Source organism: Asaia sp. As-1742 (assembly GCF_011753235.1).
In the GTDB taxonomy this organism is placed as follows: domain Bacteria; phylum Pseudomonadota; class Alphaproteobacteria; order Acetobacterales; family Acetobacteraceae; genus Asaia; species Asaia bogorensis_B.
On record NZ_VWWA01000006.1, the window covers coordinates 78178 to 95055 of the forward strand.

General features: G+C 58.9%; 13 protein-coding genes and 1 tRNA gene. 10 read left to right on the forward strand and 4 right to left on the reverse strand.

What is annotated here, in order from left to right; translation table 11 throughout:
* Positions 1-142 precede the first annotated feature (142 nt).
* From F3J08_RS10885 to F3J08_RS10905, 5 genes are all read left to right on the forward strand, one after another.
* A complete protein-coding gene (locus tag F3J08_RS10885) occupies positions 143-2656 on the forward strand; it encodes a TonB-dependent receptor (protein ID WP_166929915.1) in 2514 nt (837 codons plus the stop codon).
* A gap of 422 nt (positions 2657-3078) precedes the next feature.
* The gene (locus F3J08_RS10890) at positions 3079-3597 is read left to right on the forward strand and encodes a hypothetical protein (protein ID WP_166929916.1); all 519 of its coding nucleotides are present in this window, start codon (positions 3079-3081) and stop codon (positions 3595-3597) included.
* 329 nt (positions 3598-3926) lie between these two features.
* A complete protein-coding gene (locus tag F3J08_RS10895) occupies positions 3927-4196 on the forward strand; it encodes a hypothetical protein (RefSeq protein ID WP_122039602.1) in 270 nt (89 codons plus the stop codon).
* Positions 4197-4423: 227 nt separating this feature from the next.
* On the forward strand, positions 4424-5578 hold the full coding sequence (locus tag F3J08_RS10900) for a serine hydrolase (protein ID WP_166929917.1): 1155 nt from the start codon (positions 4424-4426) through the stop codon (positions 5576-5578).
* 249 nt (positions 5579-5827) lie between these two features.
* The gene (locus F3J08_RS10905) at positions 5828-6322 is read left to right on the forward strand and encodes a recombinase family protein (RefSeq protein WP_370458716.1); all 495 of its coding nucleotides are present in this window, start codon (positions 5828-5830) and stop codon (positions 6320-6322) included.
* A gap of 101 nt (positions 6323-6423) precedes the next feature.
* Here F3J08_RS10905 and F3J08_RS10910 read toward each other — a convergent pair.
* From F3J08_RS10910 to F3J08_RS10920, 3 genes are all read right to left on the reverse strand, one after another.
* Positions 6424-6498: transfer RNA gene (locus tag F3J08_RS10910), tRNA-Val, on the reverse strand.
* A gap of 66 nt (positions 6499-6564) precedes the next feature.
* Entirely contained in the window at positions 6565-8451 is a 1887-nt protein-coding gene (locus tag F3J08_RS10915; RefSeq protein ID WP_166929918.1) for a hypothetical protein, read from the reverse strand.
* A 48-nt stretch (positions 8452-8499) separates the two neighbouring features.
* Positions 8500-9429 carry a mitochondrial fission ELM1 family protein gene (locus F3J08_RS10920; protein ID WP_166929919.1) on the reverse strand — a complete coding sequence of 310 codons (930 nt, stop codon included), beginning with the start codon at positions 9427-9429 and terminating at the stop codon, positions 8500-8502.
* A gap of 45 nt (positions 9430-9474) precedes the next feature.
* Here F3J08_RS10920 and F3J08_RS10925 point away from each other — a divergent pair, with 45 nt between their 5' ends.
* Genes F3J08_RS10925 through F3J08_RS10935 form a run of 3 tightly spaced genes read left to right on the forward strand, consistent with a single transcriptional unit; the run spans position 9475 to position 12847 of the window.
* Positions 9475-10599, forward strand: coding sequence for a DEAD/DEAH box helicase (locus tag F3J08_RS10925; RefSeq protein WP_166929920.1), 1125 nt, complete (start codon positions 9475-9477; stop codon positions 10597-10599).
* A gap of 47 nt (positions 10600-10646) precedes the next feature.
* Complete coding sequence (gene argE, locus F3J08_RS10930) at positions 10647-11822, forward strand: acetylornithine deacetylase (protein ID WP_166929921.1); 1176 nt, start codon at positions 10647-10649, stop codon at positions 11820-11822.
* Complete coding sequence (locus tag F3J08_RS10935; protein ID WP_166929922.1) at positions 11819-12847, forward strand: succinylglutamate desuccinylase/aspartoacylase family protein; 1029 nt, start codon at positions 11819-11821, stop codon at positions 12845-12847. Before argE ends, F3J08_RS10935 begins: the two co-directional genes overlap by 4 nt.
* Positions 12848-12974: 127 nt before the next feature.
* On the opposite strand, the gene glyA is transcribed toward F3J08_RS10935, so the two are convergent.
* Positions 12975-14282 carry a serine hydroxymethyltransferase gene (gene glyA / locus F3J08_RS10940; protein ID WP_122049948.1) on the reverse strand — a complete coding sequence of 436 codons (1308 nt, stop codon included), beginning with the start codon at positions 14280-14282 and terminating at the stop codon, positions 12975-12977.
* Between the two features lie 123 nt (positions 14283-14405).
* Here glyA and F3J08_RS10945 point away from each other — a divergent pair, with 123 nt between their 5' ends.
* Both F3J08_RS10945 and hemB read left to right on the forward strand, forming a co-directional pair.
* Positions 14406-15869, forward strand: a complete 1464-nt coding sequence (locus F3J08_RS10945; protein ID WP_166929923.1) for an APC family permease — start codon at positions 14406-14408, stop codon at positions 15867-15869.
* A complete protein-coding gene (hemB, locus tag F3J08_RS10950; protein WP_122039592.1) occupies positions 15866-16864 on the forward strand; it encodes a porphobilinogen synthase in 999 nt (332 codons plus the stop codon). The genes F3J08_RS10945 and hemB overlap by 4 nt, the downstream gene beginning before the upstream one ends.
* Positions 16865-16878 lie beyond the last annotated feature (14 nt).

Genomic DNA, 16878 nt, shown 5'->3' on the forward strand with positions numbered 1-16878 from the left:
CTTTTAGACGAGGGTCTGCAAGATGTTGCGGTTTTTCAAATGCCGCCTGCAGTGCCACTTTCCGGTGCTTCGAGGCGCAGCTGCGAGCCGCAACGTTACATAGTGATACTGAAGCCGCCCCCCGGCACGGAAGATCGACATCATGTTTTCACGCACGGCCCTCTTGTTCGGCACAACCGCGCTCGCAGCGCTGACTATATCTGCTGCCAGCGCCAAATCGGCGGACACCCATCTCAACTCGGACACCGCGCAAGGAAAGGCTGCCGCTCAGAGCAGCCGCCCCAGTGGACGATCTGCCACCAGCGATTCCTCCGCCCCTTCCATGCTTGGCGCAACCTCGCCAACCGACGAGCGCATTGAAGTAACCGGGCATAATTATGGGGACGGTGTTACCCGTCGTGCCTTTGGCGGCGGCCTGATGACGCCTTCTGACAGCCCGAAATCGGTCTCGGCCGTAACGCGCGACTTCATTGCCAAACAAAATCCCGCGTTGAACCCGATGCAGCTTATCGCCCTGCTGCCGGGCGCCAATGTGTCAGACACCGATCCGTTGGGCATGACGGGCGGCAACCTCTCCGTACGAGGCCTGACGGAATCCCAGATGGGCTTTACCCTTGAAGGGTTCCCTATCAACGATATCGGCAATTTTGCTGTCTATCCGCAGGAAATTGTCGATGCGGAAAATCTGAAAACCGTGCGCCTTGCTCAGGGCTCTGCCGATCTCGACAGCCCTCATATCAGTGCCTCGGGCGGCGTGGTCGACATGTACATGATCGATCCGAAGAACAAGATGGGTGGCATGGTCGATGTGACCTATGGCTCGTTCAATGCCACACGCGGCTTCCTGCGTTTTGATACCGGCAAGATCGGCAACACCAATCTGCGCTCCTATTTCTCCTACTCTCAGGGGCGTCAGGATCATTGGCGTGGCCCTGGCTGGGACAACAAGAAGCATGGTGAGATGAAGATCGTGAATGACTGGGGCGATGGAAACCGGGTCTCCCTTGCTGTGGTGGGCAATAACATCCAGAACAATGCCTATCCCAATGTCACCAAGGCGAGCTGGGACAAGTGGGGCACGGGCTTTACCAACCCGGTGGGTGGCAGCGGCCTCAGCCCGTCCGACCCGCCAAACACGGTTTATGAGGCCAATTACTACACCCCGGCAAAGGCTGGCTCATCCAATTACTATAAGACCCGCCCGAACCCCTTCACCAATATCTACGCCTCAATGCCCTCGACCTTCCGTCTGAACGATCATCTCGTTCTGACCGAGACGCCCTATTTCTGGTACGGCTATGGTAATGGTGGCGGCGCCCAATACACGGATATGTCGAAATTCGTTTATGGTAAGCAGACATTGGCTGGCTCGGTCAATGGCGTCGGAAAGGGGATGCAGGTTCTCTATAATCCCTCGCTTACCGAAACATATCGTCCGGGTGCCACCACCAAACTCACCCTGACCACTGGCATCAACCGCCTGATGATTGGCTACTGGTTTGAATATGCCAAGCAGCGTCAGACGGCTCCTTACAGCTTTGTTGGAGCCGATGGCACGCCGCTCAGCCAGTGGGGTGACGAAAACAATGTCGTGCTGAGCAATGGCGCGAAGGCTCAATATCGTAATACGCTGACGCAGACGCAGGTGCATACGCCGTTCATCGGCGATAGCTTGTCGCTGCTGCGTGGCAAACTCACGATCGATGCAGGCCTCAAATACTCGATCGTCAAACGCTCGGGGACGAATTACCTGCCGGATGTACGCAACAAATACGTCACGACAGATTACAATCAGGCGCTCCCGACAGCGGCAATCCGGTACAAGATCGACCGGCACAACCAGGTTTTTGTTTCGGTCTCCACCAATTTCCGCATGCCGCAGAATTACGCGCTCTACGATGCAGGGAGCTTCAATCAGAAGACGGGCCTGTATTCGACCCTCGCCAACCCGGACCAGAAAGCAGAAATCTCGATCTCCGAGGAAGCGGGCTGGCGCTATCAGGATGACATCATTTCGTCCTCGATCACCTATTTCCATTACAATTTCACGAACCGCCTCTATACACAGTCTATTCAGGACCCTGCCTCGGGCGCGTTTTACTCGACCAATATCAATGCGGGCGGTATGCATTCGGATGGCTTCGATGCGGAAATCGGCACGCGCCCGATGCATAACATCCGCCCTTACCTGTCGGTTGAATATCTGCATGCCGTGACCGACAGCAATGTGCCTGCCGGTTCGGGAACAGGTGCCGATTACGTACGCAGCGCGGGCAAAAAGGCACCGCAGGCGCCGGCATGGCAGGTCGGGTTTGGGCTCGATTACGACGATGGCACCCGCTTTGCGAACTTCAATCTCAAATATGTCGGACGTCAATACGCGACATTCATGAATGATCAGAGCATCCCGGGTTATGTCCGCATGAATATCGGCCTCGGCTACCGCCTGCCGAAAGTCAGCATCTTCAAAAGCCCGGTCCTGCGTCTCAACCTGCAGAATATCAGCGACAACCGTTATCTGAACTGGATCCAGTCGCCTCAGGCCAACGCCAACCCGACCACGGGTGTCTTTGGCAAGACGATTGCAGGGTCGACGCCGACTTACAAGATCGCTTCGCCTTTCGCCGCACTGGCAACGCTATCCAGCGAATTCTGAAACCATCATGCGGCGTGCTTTTTGGGCACGCCGCCCCGTGTATCATATCACTACGCATGCCGTAGCAGGATCGCTTGAGAGGCAGACGGCTTCTCTAAAGTAGATCTTTTCAGATATTTATGCTATCTGAACCCAATACTGCCAGTATCTGGACACCCAGAATCTGACCAGCACTGCTCATCACTGACGAGCATCGGGCCTGAACCCGAAATATATTCCGATTACTTTCATCGCTTCCCTGTCGCGCTATCCGCAAACGCGCGCGAGACGCCTTTTCCCGCGTGGATGCGCCTATAAGGCCGCGGCAACCGGGATGCACCCGCAAAAAGCCTGATCGTGCCTCAAATCACCAGGTGTCGAGCCATACGAGGCTCTGCGCCAGCATGGCCGCTGCTTTGTATAATTCTTCCAGGAGTACATTCATGACATGGCGTCCTAGCGCCAATATCCTGCGGCCCGTAAGGGAGCCTGCAGGTCAGGGCTGCTATCCAAAATCTCACCCGGAACTTGTCTGGCCACCCTCGGCCCTCAATGGCGGGGGAGACTACAGTATTGATTTCGATGCTCTTCTGGCCCCGGGAGAGTTCATCTCCTCCTTCCGCGTCGATGCAGGGGCCGGCGCAAAACAGGCCTGGACAAGCCTGTTTGGAACAATCGCGACGGCCTGGCTGCAATGGACAGTGCCGGGCCTGCAAACTGTGACGGTCTGCGCCCTAACCAGCCTTGGTGCGAGCCTGCAGGTTGATGCGAAAATTTGTATCGGTGCCCGCCCGTCTCTTTTCCCGGCAAGTGCGCCGCCTGCACCCGGCGCACCGCTTTCTGTGGTGACGGATAACACGATGGATGCCTGGCTGAGGGCCCTTCCTACCGAGCCTGATAATGACGCGGGAGGGTGGTTCAATAACGCTGGCATCCCCACACGCATAGGAGACCCGGCATGACCCACGAAATCTATCTGAGCGCTCTGTCCGCTTCCGCCGTTTGCCCCACATTCCGGCGCAACGTGTTTCTCACAGTACGGCCCTTTGACACGCCCGAAGGTCTGTCTTGCGGAACAACGATTGGCGCAGAACACCGGGCTCGGGTTGCTGGGTCGGGTTGTGATCACCAGTTTGATCAAAATGGCCGCAGACCTGCCGGTTGAGCGTTCCGGTCACATGGGCTTCGCCCTGTCTGTCCCCGGATCTCAGGTCGAGCGACGTTCATTTCTGACGACCAATGCCATACGTGACAAAGCGCGTTGCGATCCCTCAATAGTGGATGTTTCTTCATGAACGAGGCCTATCAACCCCAACCATGGTGGGCTGCCGTTGTTGGGGGTATTCTTTTCACGATAAGATGGCTGATCGGGTTTGGGGCTTCTAACGCCCGCACCACCATTGCTTCCCAACGCGAGGATCTCGTGCGCCTGAACGCACGCGTGGACAAGCTCGAGCAACGTGAGGAAGAGAACCTCTACCTGATTGAGGAATTACGCCAGCAGAACTCCCTCCTGCGCGAAATGCTCTGGCGGTCGGGTATCGCTGTGCCGCAGGCCTGAAACTGGCGGATCATCGCCGCAAAACAAATTGATTTACTGGCGGTGATACATGGAATGGGTGAAGATATACGTACACGCAATTCATGATTGATCCCCTGGTTTCACCATCTTTGAATTCTATAGGGTATTGCATAAGCCCGGCTTAGGCCGGAACGTGCCGACATCTGCCAATAGGATCTGGATGGAAAGCAATAGTGGCGATGCTCTCTTGTAGTGGCGGATAAAAAATGAGTGGGTCAGTTTCCCGGCGAAGTGTAATCACGAGTATTCCTGCCACGGCGGCAACGGCGGCTTTCGCCGATGCTAGAGCGCTTGGCGATGCTCACTACATCGAGCACGCGGTCATGGAGGCAATTAAAAGTCATGCATGCCCGGGCGTGTCCGTCGCTATAGGGCGCCCATCAACTATAATCGGTGCGTGCGGCTGGGGTTTTGCCAATCTCGAGACTCGAACAGCCGTGTCAGAGAGGTCGATCTTTCGTATCGGCTCTCTAACCAAGCAATTCGCGGCCGCTGCGATCCTGAAGCTGGCGCAAATGGGTCGTCTGGACGTTCATGACTCGCCTGCCGCGTATCTACCATCCGCAGGGGTGCTGAAACCCGTAACAGTAATGCAGCTGATGAACCATACGGCGGGATTACACAGCGACGAAGGGGGAAGCGATGACCCGACCTGTGCGATGCCCGCGAGGACACAGATTGAATTGGCTGCCGAGATTGCTCGTCAGACGAAGCCTTTCGATTTCGATCCGGGCGCTGCCTGGCTTTACAGCAATGCTAATTACATTGTCCTCGGTGCAATCATAGAAAGTATTACCCGCACCCCATTCTCGCAAGCAATGTCGGAACTGGTCTTTGAACCTCTAGGGCTGAGGTCTCTCGCTGTCGACGCCCCAAGCGAGGTGGTTGTCGATCGTGCCTCGGGGTACAGTTCTCCCAAGAGCGGTGGAGCGCCATTCGAGAACGCAGCCTATTTGGACGTTTCGCAAGCTGGTGCTGCTGGCGCAATGCGTGGCAGCGCTGTTGATCTGTGTCGCTGGCATGACGCACTTCTGAGCAACGAGCTTCTCGATCCTTTCCATCTTAACCTGATGTTATCGCCTGGGCGCTTGCGGGATGGTCGTCTCAGCAGCGCGAATCGATTTTCTGCCAATGACGCACATTATGGAGACTTGGAATACGGGTGCGGACTGCTTGTATCGGGACCGACTGAACGCAACGCCAGCATCCTGCACTATGGTATGATAAATGGATTTTCATGCGTTTTACAAACATTTACCAAATCACGAACTACGTTCTGTGTGTTGTGTAATAGTGACATTGGGCCAGGTATGCCTTTCAGTGCAATCCGCAAGGTCATTATATCTCGCTATTTATCCTGAATATTAGCACCGAACTCACTTTCTTTGCTGATAGATCAGGCGAAGTAATTGAGCGATAAAAAGCGCCTCGATGGGAAACTAGTGTTTTTGTCAGTGTGCAAAGCGCCCATCGGGATACAACGGAAACGACCCGAAAACTGCACGAACAACCCTGTCGGATCGATCTGCGGTACGATAACCCTGATCTGGGCGTTTATCCCCCATGCTGGTCGGTTACATCGGGTGTCCTCGATCAATGACCGTCAATAGGTGGACCTTCAACGCGACGCCTTGACTACCGCGGAACTCGGTGAGCGCCATCTGCATCACGACAAGGCTTCATGCACCTGCGACAATCGCCCCGGCTTCAAGGCATTCCTCGCATGTATCAAGTGTGATGACAGGCTCGGGTTGTGGGAGTTCGATTGCCTTGGACGATCGCTCCCCCACCTCCTGACCACGATCACCGAACTCAAGCATCAAAGCGTCACCTCTCGCTCCCTGACCGGACAGATGGACACGACCACACCACACGGCGAATTGCTGCCCTCCCTGTTTGGCACTCAAGCTCAGTACGAACAGGCGCTGGTCGTTAACCGTCTGATACGCTTGCTCTGGGTTGGTGAGCTGCCTGTCTCGCTGAGGGAGAGCCCCCTCCCGCATGTCCATCCACGCCGCCGCAGTCCTCACAGGATCGCAAGGTCTTGCGGGTCAGTACCGCGGCAGACGACTCGCGGAAAGTGGCACGGATCTGGCACAGCTTGACACGATATGACTCGGCTCAGAACGTACCCGAATGAACATAACCGGACTCAGGCCTAGAGTCGGCAATCTTCAAAAAACGGCAGTTTTCTGGGGGGTGAGGATGGTGGGTGCGACAGGGATTGAACCTGTGACCCCTGCCGTGTGAAGGCAGTGCTCTACCGCTGAGCTACGCACCCATCCTGCGGTGCCGCGTCTCTAGCAAAGGCCCGATGACGCGGCAAGGTGGAAAATGAAAAAAAGGATCAGAACCCGAACATATGGTCGAGCGAGAACCCGGCCGAAGCATTGCGCTGCCCATGATAGCCGAACAGACGGCAGCTCAGATCACGGATCAACACGTAGCCGCCAATCCCTGCCTCGGCCAGCTTTTCAGCACCAAAGATCTCGTGCGGCCAAACCATATACGAGCCCGATGGATTGATGCTGATCCTGCGGCGCTCCAGCTCGACACCATCATTCGAATAGAGATGCAGAATCGTCTCTGAGGGCGCTGTTCCCTCAACCGAGGCCGGATGGATCAGGCAGGAGAAGCTTTCATGGCCCTCCTGACCGAGCTTGAGAAAAAGACGTGTCGTCAGACCCGGCGGCGGACCGGCGTAGGATTGCGGCTCGCTACGCCACGTCATGAGCGTGTTGAAGATATGCCCGCCAAAGCTGGTCTCTGCCGCGTGACCATTCTCGCGGTTCTCATAGCGCATCAGGGCATGCATCCAGCCATCCCCCTCGCCACCGTCGCGGAAATCATACACGAGGTCGGCGTGGCCAGCGCAGTCAGTCAGCTCGTGCAGGGCAATTGCTGTCTCATGATTGCGCGGCAGATTGCCTAGAAACTTCTGTGTGATGAGCGTCCCTTCATCATCGAAAACATCGAGACGCAGCGGCAGGCTGGTGATCTTTTCCGACATCGGGTTCGGCTGCACCACGCTGGTGAAGCGCTTGGGGTCGAGAATGGGGAAAGGCAACACAAACCCGCGGCCCATCGAAGGCGGCAGCTTGCGCAACGCTGGTTCAGGTACGAGGTCACGACGCTCCACGTTCAGATGCGCGATACGGGTCAGACCGCCTTCGGTAATCTCGTAGCGTGGCCGTACGATGTGGTTTCCCGAACGCAACTCAAGCTGGGCCGGCCAAACAATATCCTTCACAAGCGCACCCACATCGAGCGCGTAGGTGGAGAATGGGCCAACCTCGACCGTGACCGGGAAATGCGTCTCCTCGCCCATCTGGTTGAGTGTAATGGCACCCGCCGGAATAGGCGTAGCATGGCTGTTCTGGATCCAGAGAATCAGCGCCTCACCGGGGCGCGGTGCCGGCAGCGTTGCGAAACGCGGTGATGGCCAGGCATTGGCGTCATGCGTGACCGAGAGGCTGGGCTCGCCATTCTTGCCATAAGTGTCGAGCGCATATTTCACGACATCATGCCCACGCGCACCGAGCACATGAACGAAAAGCTGACCGCAGAAAGCCGGCAGATCGAAACGCGCCCGCACCACGGCACTGTCCACAACAATACCGGCAGGCGCGTCGGGAATTTCCTCTTCCCATTCAGCCAGGATCTCGCCCTTGTCGTCATAAAGGCGGAACCAGTAACGCACATCGGTCGCGTCGTAGTTGCACCAGTAATTCGCCGTGACGAGCCGTGTACTGAAGCGCTCATCATCACGGAAGAACGCAAAGTTCGTCGCGAAATTATGCTTGTCGAGATAGTTGCGCGGATTGCTCAGCATGGAGTCCGGCAATTTTGCGGGCTCCAGAGAGAAAATCTGCTGATCGGCATGGGTGACGCGCGCGAGGCGCGACAACATCTTTTCATGCTCGAAGGAGAGGGCAAGCACCTGCCTGGCCTCGGATGATGAAAGATCCGTCAGGGCCAGCTTCTCGCCGCCCAGCCCATCATCCTTGCCCACCTGCTCGCTGTCATGCGTGTAGACACCGCAGGAAGGCGTGAGTCCGGGGTACAGGGCGACCAGCGTACGCAGCACATTGCCCGGGTCATAAACCGCAAAGCCACCCCCAGCCGCCAGTGTCGCTTCCAGTCGCCTCAGAGCCTCGCTCGCCAAGGGATGCGCAAGCGCCTTGTAGAGGATGTTTCCGCCGCCCTGAGCGTCGAAGGTGATGATATCGAGCATGGTCGTCCTGTACCCGTTTTCTTTATTACGGACCCCGCCACTCCTTGTTCAGAGAGCGAGACGCCGACGCATTTCATCGGCCGCTCTGCCGGTATCGTCAAGCGGCGTTATAGCCCACGGCGCCCACGCGCCCGTGAACGGACGAACACGCCCGGCCTCGGCCAGTGTCTCGACAAAGGTCCGGATGCGCCGTGAACGCCCCGGCAGATCAATGATCAAGACCGGCGCTGTCGTGGCGGCGGCCTCCGAGATCATCGATACGCTATCCGTCGTCACGGCAATCATATCGGCGCAGGCAAGCATACCGAGATAGGGATTATCCCCCTGCCCGTCCCATATCATGGCGCATGACGGATCCAGCGCCTCGCGCAACACCGCCAAAGCTGCCGGGTCGGTTCGGCGTGAGGGTGTAAGGGCAATCGTTACATCCTGCGTCCGGGCGATCCCGGCAAGCTGTGCGCCGAGTGTTGCGGCTTCATTGACGCCAAAACTGAACCGGCCATTCGCGCCGCCAATCAGAACGGACAAGAGGGCCTTTTTGCCTGTTCGCAGCCTGCTTTCCCACAGGGTCCGGGCGTCGGACAGCTTTGCAGGGGTCACGCCATGCAGGGCGGTTCGGGCCGCCACGACATTGGGTCCGGCCATGCGATCATGAACATTGGCCACAATCAGGTCGAAGCGAGCCGCATCCATGCGGGGGTTCTGTATCTGCACCAGCGGCAACCCGGTGCGCTTTTTCAGCGCTGCCCCGACTGCCCCGCCTGTCCCGCCAACGCTGACAAGCAGGCGGGTGTTGCCCGGCAGCACGATCGGTGCCGTAGCACGCAGCGGGTCGGGGCAGAATCTCGTGGGGATACGGCGCCAGACTCCTCCGATCCGCACGGGATGAAAATGCCATTCCAGCCCCGCACGCTCGACAAGACCGCTCGCCTGGGCGCGCATTCCGGCAAAATCTTCAGCAATGATGGCTACACTCATAACTCGGTAATTCCTTCACCGGCAGAACTTTGGCAAGAAGCATCCATGAGTGATGTTCAAGATCCTGCCGCCTTTCCATTCGACCCGCTGGTCAACGCGGGCCTCAAGCAAGTGGGCATAGAGAAACCCAATGAGGTGCAGACCCGCGTCTGGCCCGAACTGAATGACAGGCACGATGTGCTTCTTGTGGCACAGACCGGCTCTGGAAAGACCGCAGCTTATGCGGCGCCCGCCTTCCAGCGCCTTCTGTCGCTCTCCGCGGAACGGCAACCCGGCGCACCCCGTGTACTGATTCTGGCCCCGACCCGTGAGCTCGTGACCCAGATCGCCGGTGTATGCCGCCAGATCGGCAGACGCCTGCCCTTTCGCACGCGCCTGCTCTGCGGCGGCCTCCCCAAGGATGCGCAGATCGAGGCGCTGGCGGAAGGCGTGGATATTGCGGTTGCAACCCCTGGCCGCCTGATCGACCTCCTCGCCAGCGGCGCCTGCAGGCTCGACCTTGTCAGCATGCTGATCGTGGATGAGGTAGACCAGATGCTGGACGAGGATTTCCTCGCGGCAATGGATGATATCATCCTGCATCTGCCGCAGGAACGTCAGGCCATGCTGTGCTCTGCCACGCTGCCGCCCACGGGCCGCGCCCTGGCCAGTCGCCTGCTCCACAAACCCGTCACGCTTGAATTTGAGAGCCAGACCGTCACGCCGCGTCGCATCAAGCAGCGCGCCATGTTCGTTGAGGCCGAGGAAAAGCTGGCCACCCTCACCCGCCTGTGTGCCGAAACCGAGGGACGCCAGATCGTGTTCCTGCGCACGAAGGCCTCGGTGGACCAGATCGGCAAGCATCTGCGCAAGGCAGGTCTGCCCGTCACAACGCTGCATGGCGATCTGGCACAGGGCGCACGACAGAAGGCGGTGGAGGCCCTGCGCAGCGGGCGATCCATGATCCTGCTCACAACGGATGTCGCAGCCCGAGGGCTCGACATTGATGATGTGGCGCTTGTCCTCAATTACGACCTGCCCGAGAAGGCCGAAACCTATGTGCACCGCATTGGCCGCACGGCGCGGGCAGGCAAGCGCGGCGCGGCGCTGTCCTTCTGCACGCGAGATGAGCGACTTTTGCTGAGAGCGATTGAAAAGGAGATCGGCTACCGTATCAGCATCGTTTCCTGAGTTACACGGCCTTGAGGTTTTCGACAGGCAGGGTCTAAACTCTCCCCATGACCGCTCCCAAGGCCCAGACGATGGACATCATTGCGATTCTGGAAAAGCTTGTCTCGTTCGATACGACAAGCCGTCATGCCAATGCGCCCCTCATCGACTGGATTACTGCGCTGCTCGATGAGCAGGACGTGCCCTATACGCGCAGTCGTGGGCCAGAGGACGGCAAATGGAACCTGCATGCCATCATTGGCCCGGTAGCGCCCGGTGGTCTGGCCTTGTCTGGTCATGTCGATTGTGTGCCCGTCGAGGGACAGGACTGGTCTCGTGATCCATTCAGCCTCACCCGGCAGGATGAGAGACTCTACGCACGCGGCGCCACCGACATGAAGGGGTTTGTGGCTGCCATGCTAGCCGCCATACCCCGCATCCGAAGCCTGCCCCTGCGCAAGCCTGTCCATCTCTTCTTCACCTTCGATGAGGAAATCACCTGTAACGGTGCCCGCTATCTGATCGAGGATGTCATCTCACGCGGCCTGATGCCCGATTCATGCGTGATTGGTGAGCCCACCATGCTCGCGCCGATCATCGCCCATAAAGGGCGATTCACGGTGCGCGTGGATATCCGGGGCCGCCCCGCCCATTCCTCCCAGCCTGCGCTGGGCGTCAACGCGCTTCACGCCATGGGGCGTGCCATCGCAGCACTCGCAGATATGAGCGACGCTTTCGAACGCAATGGCCCCCATGTCAGCGGTTTCCTCCCCGATCACACGACCATGCAGGTCGGGCTCGCCAGTGGTGGCAGCATTCTGAATATCGTGCCCGAACAAGCCAGTTTCGAGCTTGAATGGCGTGCTGTACCGGGTGACGACAACGCCGCAATTTTCCAGTCCATTACAGAGCGCCTTGCGCCAATCGACGCAGCCCTGCGCATGGCCGATCCATCTTGCGGGCTGACACTGACGCCCCTTGTCGACCTCCCGCCCCTGAACCTCTCACCCACATCGCCCCTGGTCTCGCTTTTGCAGCAGATTACGGGGCGCAACAGTGCGGGTTATGTCTCTTATGGGACGGAAGCCGGTATCTACCAACAGGCCGGGCTCGAGACGATCGTGTGTGGCCCCGGTGATATCGCCCAGGCGCATAAACCCGATGAATGGATCACAATCGACCAGCTGGCGCGATGTGAAACCATGATCGACCGCCTTGTCAGACAGGTCTGTCTTGCTGCATGAGTTGCGGGGCATCACCGCGCGATCATCACCCTGTCCGCAGGCGGCGGCAGCGCCTGCTGCCCAGCCTGGCGCTGCCGCGTCGCCTTCCCGAATTCCCGATCCTGATTGACCCACCTGATCTCTCACCGTGGCGGGCCGGCAATAACGGGATAGCCGGCGTCATCGAGCGCGAGAGCCCTGTACCGGGGCCGGAAATCGCGGTGATTTCCCTCATCCACGGCAATGAGTTCGCTGGCGCCGCCGCTGCCGACCGTCTGCTCAGGGAGGATATCAGGCCCCTTTGCGGAACACTGCGCATCGTATTTGCCAATATGGCCGCCTTCGAGCGCTTCGACCCGTCGTACCCCACAGCGTCGCGCTTCATCGGTGAAGATCTCAATCGTGTCTGGTCCAATGACAGGCTGAGCCAGAAGCCTGGTTCGACTGAAATGGAGCGGGCACAGGAGTTGCTGCCCGTCATCCAGCGCAGCGACATGCTGCTCGATCTTCATTCCATGTTATGGGATTCGTCACCTCTTTTCATCTCGCCGCAGACAGAACGCTCGATCACACTGGCGGGCCTCCTCTCGTCGCAGGCCGACACACCCTTTCTGACCCTCACCGATCTGGGACATGTTGGAGGCGCAAGGCTGATCGAGCAGGAGCGTTTCATGGCACCCGGCGGCACAGGGCGTAGCGTACTGCTTGAGGCAGGTCAGCACTGGCGACCGGAAACGGTCGAGACCAGCGCACGCGTCATTCGTCATTTTGTTGAGAATGCGGGGTTTGTGCATTGGGGCAGCCGGAGCGAGCCGGTTGCCGTTTCACGCCAGGCAATGGTGACCGATAATGTCGTCGCCAGAAGCGCCAGTTTCGGGTTTACCGAGAGTTATCTCGGTGGTCAGGTGATTGAAAAGGCGGGCACGGTTATCGCGCTGGACGGTGATGATGAAATCTGTACGCCCTACGACCAATGCGTCCTCATCATGCCCAATCTGTGTGTGCGCAGAGGGCAACTCGCGGTGAGGCTTGCACGCAGGCTATAGGCCCGATCCGGTCGCGGCAGCCAGACGACACTCTGGACACGATCGCGGCGAAACCAGGTCAAACGATCCACCGCAATCGCCCCGCGCGGGCAAAAAAAGGGGGGCTCATTGCCCCCCTCTTCGATCCTCAGGCGCCGGGATAGGCGACGTCATAGATGGGGAAGCGACGGCAAAGCGCCTTTACCTCGTCATGCACGCGCTGCTCGACGCTGTCCTGCTCCGGCGTTCCGTAGGCACTCAGCACTTCATCGATCATGCGAGCGATCGTGCGGAATTCCTCAACGCCAAAACCGCGTGACGTCGCGGCCGGGCTGCCCAGACGGATACCGGAGGTCACAAACGGCTTTTCAGGGTCGAACGGGATTGCATTCTTGTTAGCCGTGATCCCGGCGCGCTCGAGAGCCGCCTCGGCAATCTTGCCCGTTACCTTCTTGGGACGCAGATCGACCAGAACGAGGTGGCAATCCGTCCCACCGGTCACGATGTCAAAGCCGCGTGCCACAAGCTCCTCGGCCAGAACGCGGGCGTTCTCAGCCACCGCGCCCTGATACGCCTTGAACTTCTCGCCAAGGGCCTCGCCAAAGGCCACAGCCTTGCCAGCGATGACATGCATGAGCGGACCGCCCTGCAGGCCCGGGAATACGGCTGAATTGACCTTCTTGGCGATGTCCGGATCATTCGTAAGCACAATGCCACCGCGCGGGCCGCGCAGCGTCTTGTGCGTGGTGCTGGTCACGATATGCGCATGGGGCACGGGGCTCGGGAAAAGACCAGCCGCGACGAGACCGGCGAAATGCGCCATGTCCACCATCAGATAGGCACCCACCTCGTCCGCAATGCGACGGAAACGTGCAAAATCGATATGACGGGGATAAGCCGAGCCACCTGCGACAATGATCGTCGGCTTGTGCTCACGTGCAAGGCGCTCCATTTCCTCGTAGTCGAGGGTTCCGTCCTCGGCACGCACACCGTACTGCACTGCGTTGAACCACTTCCCTGAGTAGTTCGGCGCGGCACCATGCGTCAGATGTCCACCAGCGGCGAGGCTCATGCCCAGCACGGTGTCACCCGGCTTGCCCAGCGCCATGAAGGCGGCCTGGTTGGCGTTCGCGCCAGAATGGGGCTGCACGTTGGCAAACTCGACGCCAAACAGCGCCTTGATACGCTCGATTGCCAGATTTTCCACGCGGTCGACATCGACGCACCCGCCGTAATAGCGCTTGCCGGGCAGTCCTTCGGCGTATTTGTTGGTCAGGACCGAGCCCTGCGCCTCAAGAACGGCAAAAGAGGTGATATTCTCGGATGCGATCAGTTCAATGCCATCCTGCTGACGGATCAGTTCGGCGTTGATGATTTCTGCCACCTCGGGGTCTGCTTCATTCAGACCGCGATGATAGAAATCGTGCTGGGGGGACATGTTCTCGCGAGTAGTCATTCTTTTCTCTCCCGGAGGGGGCGCACAGACGCGGAAAATGGCGTATCACGATGGGCAATATCCCAGATTTCCCCCCGCCGCCAACCCGTTTAGCGCGGGAGAGTTGTTTTAGAGGAAGACTGAATGGCCCAGCCCCTCGCCGCCCTGTGGCGGCGCAAACCGATTGACGTGGCAACCGACGAAAAAGGCGAACACGGGCTGCACCGCGTTATCGGACCGTTTTCGCTGATTGCCCTTGGGGTGGGCACGACCGTCGGGGCTGGCCTGTTTTCATTGACAGGCATTGCTGCGGCCCAGAATGCGGGGCCAGCAGTCATACTCGCTTTTGTGGTGGCTGCCATTGCCTGCGGGTTTGCCGCCTTCTGTTATGCCGAACTGGCCAGCATGATCCCGTCTGCCGGCTCGGCCTATTCCTACAGCTATGCTGTGCTTGGCGAGCTAGTTGCCTGGGTTATCGGTTGGGACCTTGTGCTGGAATACACTGTAGGGGCAGCAGCCGTAGCCTCGAGCTGGTCAGGCTATCTGGCCTCGATTCTGGGCCAGTGGGACCTGCATCCGGACCCGCGCTGGATGGCATCCCCCATGAGCATGGTGAAGCTGCCGGATGGCAGCATGGCTCATGGCTGGATCAACCTTCCCGCCATGGCCGCAATTGTGTTCATCGTCATGCTTTTGCTGCGCGGCATTTCCGAGTCCACGCGCATCAATGCTGTGGTCGTGGTGCTCAAGCTCGGAGTGGTCGGCGCCTTCATCATATTCTGCTCGCCCTTCATCAAGCCCGAGCATTTCACCCCCTTCATTCCGCCCAACACAGGCGAGTTCGGTCATTTTGGCGTCTCGGGCATCATGCGGGCTGCTGGTATGATCTTCTTTGCCTATCTGGGCTTCGACATCATCGCCACCACCGCGCAGGAGGCCCGCAACCCTGAGCGGACCATGCCTATTGGCATATTGGGCAGCCTGCTCATTTGCACCATCATCTATATCGCCTTCGCCTTCGTGCTGACCGGCGTCGTTGATTATCGCCAGCTCGAGGGCGATGGCAGCCCTGTGGCCACAGCCATCGATATCACCCATCTGTTCTGGCTGCAGGGCGCTCTCAAGTTCAGCATCCTGTTTGGCTATATCTCGGTGCTGATGGGGCTCATGATGGGTCAGGTGCGCGTGTTCTACGCCATGTCGCATGATGGCCTGCTACCGGCGATATTTGGCCGCCTCAGCCCACGCACGCGGGCACCAGCCGTGTCTCACCTGATCTTTCTCGTGGTGACCTGCCTGCTGGCAGGGCTGGTGCCGATCTCCGTGCTCGGCAACATGACCTCAATCGGCACCCTGCTCGCCTTCGTGCTGGTCTGTGTGGGTGTCCTGATCCTGCGCATTCGTGAGCCAAATCGCCCCCGCGCGTTTCGCGCACCCGGCGGGCTGTTCACCCCGGTCTGCGGTATCCTGAGCTGCCTCGCGGTCATGGTGTCGCTGGATGCGCTCACCTGGCTACGCATGGTGGTCTGGCTGATCGCCGGACTGGTCGTTTATGCGCTGTATGGTATCAAAAAGAGCAAGCTTACTACCGAGGGAACAACGCGATGATCACCGGATCCTTTCCACTCAGCCGTCCAAGACGTAACCGTTTCGACGGTTTCACGCGCCGCCTCGTAGCCGAAACGACGCTGACGATCGACAATCTGATCTGGCCGATCTTCGTCTGTGATGGCAAAGGGCAGCGCAGCAGTGTCGCCTCCATGCCTGGGGTCGAACGCGTGAGCGTGGACCTGCTTGAGGCTCATCTGGCCGAGGCCATCGGTCTCGGTATCCCCGCCGTGGCCCTCTTCCCGATCACCCCGACAGACATCAGGGATGCAACGGGCCGTGAGGCCACCAACCCGGACAACCTGATCTGCAAGGCTGCGCGTGAAATCAAGCGCCTGTATCCTGACCTTGGGCTGATTGGTGATGTGGCGCTCGACCCCTACACCGATCATGGCCATGACGGTCTTATCGAGGGCGATTACGTCGTCAATGACGCATCGGTAGAGATTCTGGCGCTACAGGCCATCAATCAGGCCGCAGCCGGGATCGACATCATCGCCCCGTCTGACATGATGGATGGACGCATCGGAGCAATACGCACCGCTCTGGACAAGGCAGGGCACGACAACGTGCGCATCATGTCCTATGCCGCCAAATATGCTTCCGCCTTCTATGGTCCGTTCCGTGACGCTCTGGGGTCCGGGGGACTGCTCAAGGGCGACAAGAAAACCTATCAGATGGACCCTGCCAATTCCGATGAAGCGCTGCGCGAGGTCGCGCTCGACATTCAGGAAGGCGCAGATATGGTCATGGTCAAACCCGGCATGCCCTATCTGGACATCATCCATCGGGTTCGCGAAACCTTCGCCGTTCCGACTTTTGCGTACCAGGTATCAGGTGAATACGCGATGCTGATGGCGGCTATCCAGAATGGCTGGCTGGACCGCGATCGCGCCATACTTGAAAGCCTGCTTGCCTTTCGGCGTGCCGGTTGCAATGGCGTCCTTACCTATTTCGCAGTCGAGGCTGCAAGGTTGCTCCGTAGCAGGCTGTGACGACCGCGCGCCAA

Excerpts from the sequence above, each read along its gene's own strand:
- F3J08_RS10885 (WP_166929915.1), top strand. The coding sequence starts at position 143 with ATGTTTTCACGCACGGCCCTCTTGTTCGGCACAACCGCGCTCGCAGCG.
- F3J08_RS10890 (WP_166929916.1), top strand. The coding sequence starts at position 3,079 with ATGACATGGCGTCCTAGCGCCAATATCCTGCGGCCCGTAAGGGAGCCT.
- F3J08_RS10895 (WP_122039602.1), top strand. The coding sequence starts at position 3,927 with ATGAACGAGGCCTATCAACCCCAACCATGGTGGGCTGCCGTTGTTGGG.
- F3J08_RS10900 (WP_166929917.1), top strand. The coding sequence starts at position 4,424 with ATGAGTGGGTCAGTTTCCCGGCGAAGTGTAATCACGAGTATTCCTGCC.
- F3J08_RS10915 (WP_166929918.1), bottom strand. The coding sequence starts at position 8,451 with ATGCTCGATATCATCACCTTCGACGCTCAGGGCGGCGGAAACATCCTC.
- F3J08_RS10920 (WP_166929919.1), bottom strand. The coding sequence starts at position 9,429 with ATGAGTGTAGCCATCATTGCTGAAGATTTTGCCGGAATGCGCGCCCAG.
- F3J08_RS10925 (WP_166929920.1), top strand. The coding sequence starts at position 9,475 with ATGAGTGATGTTCAAGATCCTGCCGCCTTTCCATTCGACCCGCTGGTC.
- argE (WP_166929921.1), top strand. The coding sequence starts at position 10,647 with ATGACCGCTCCCAAGGCCCAGACGATGGACATCATTGCGATTCTGGAA.
- F3J08_RS10935 (WP_166929922.1), top strand. The coding sequence starts at position 11,819 with ATGAGTTGCGGGGCATCACCGCGCGATCATCACCCTGTCCGCAGGCGG.
- glyA (WP_122049948.1), bottom strand. The coding sequence starts at position 14,282 with ATGACTACTCGCGAGAACATGTCCCCCCAGCACGATTTCTATCATCGC.
- F3J08_RS10945 (WP_166929923.1), top strand. The coding sequence starts at position 14,406 with ATGGCCCAGCCCCTCGCCGCCCTGTGGCGGCGCAAACCGATTGACGTG.
- hemB (WP_122039592.1), top strand. The coding sequence starts at position 15,866 with ATGATCACCGGATCCTTTCCACTCAGCCGTCCAAGACGTAACCGTTTC.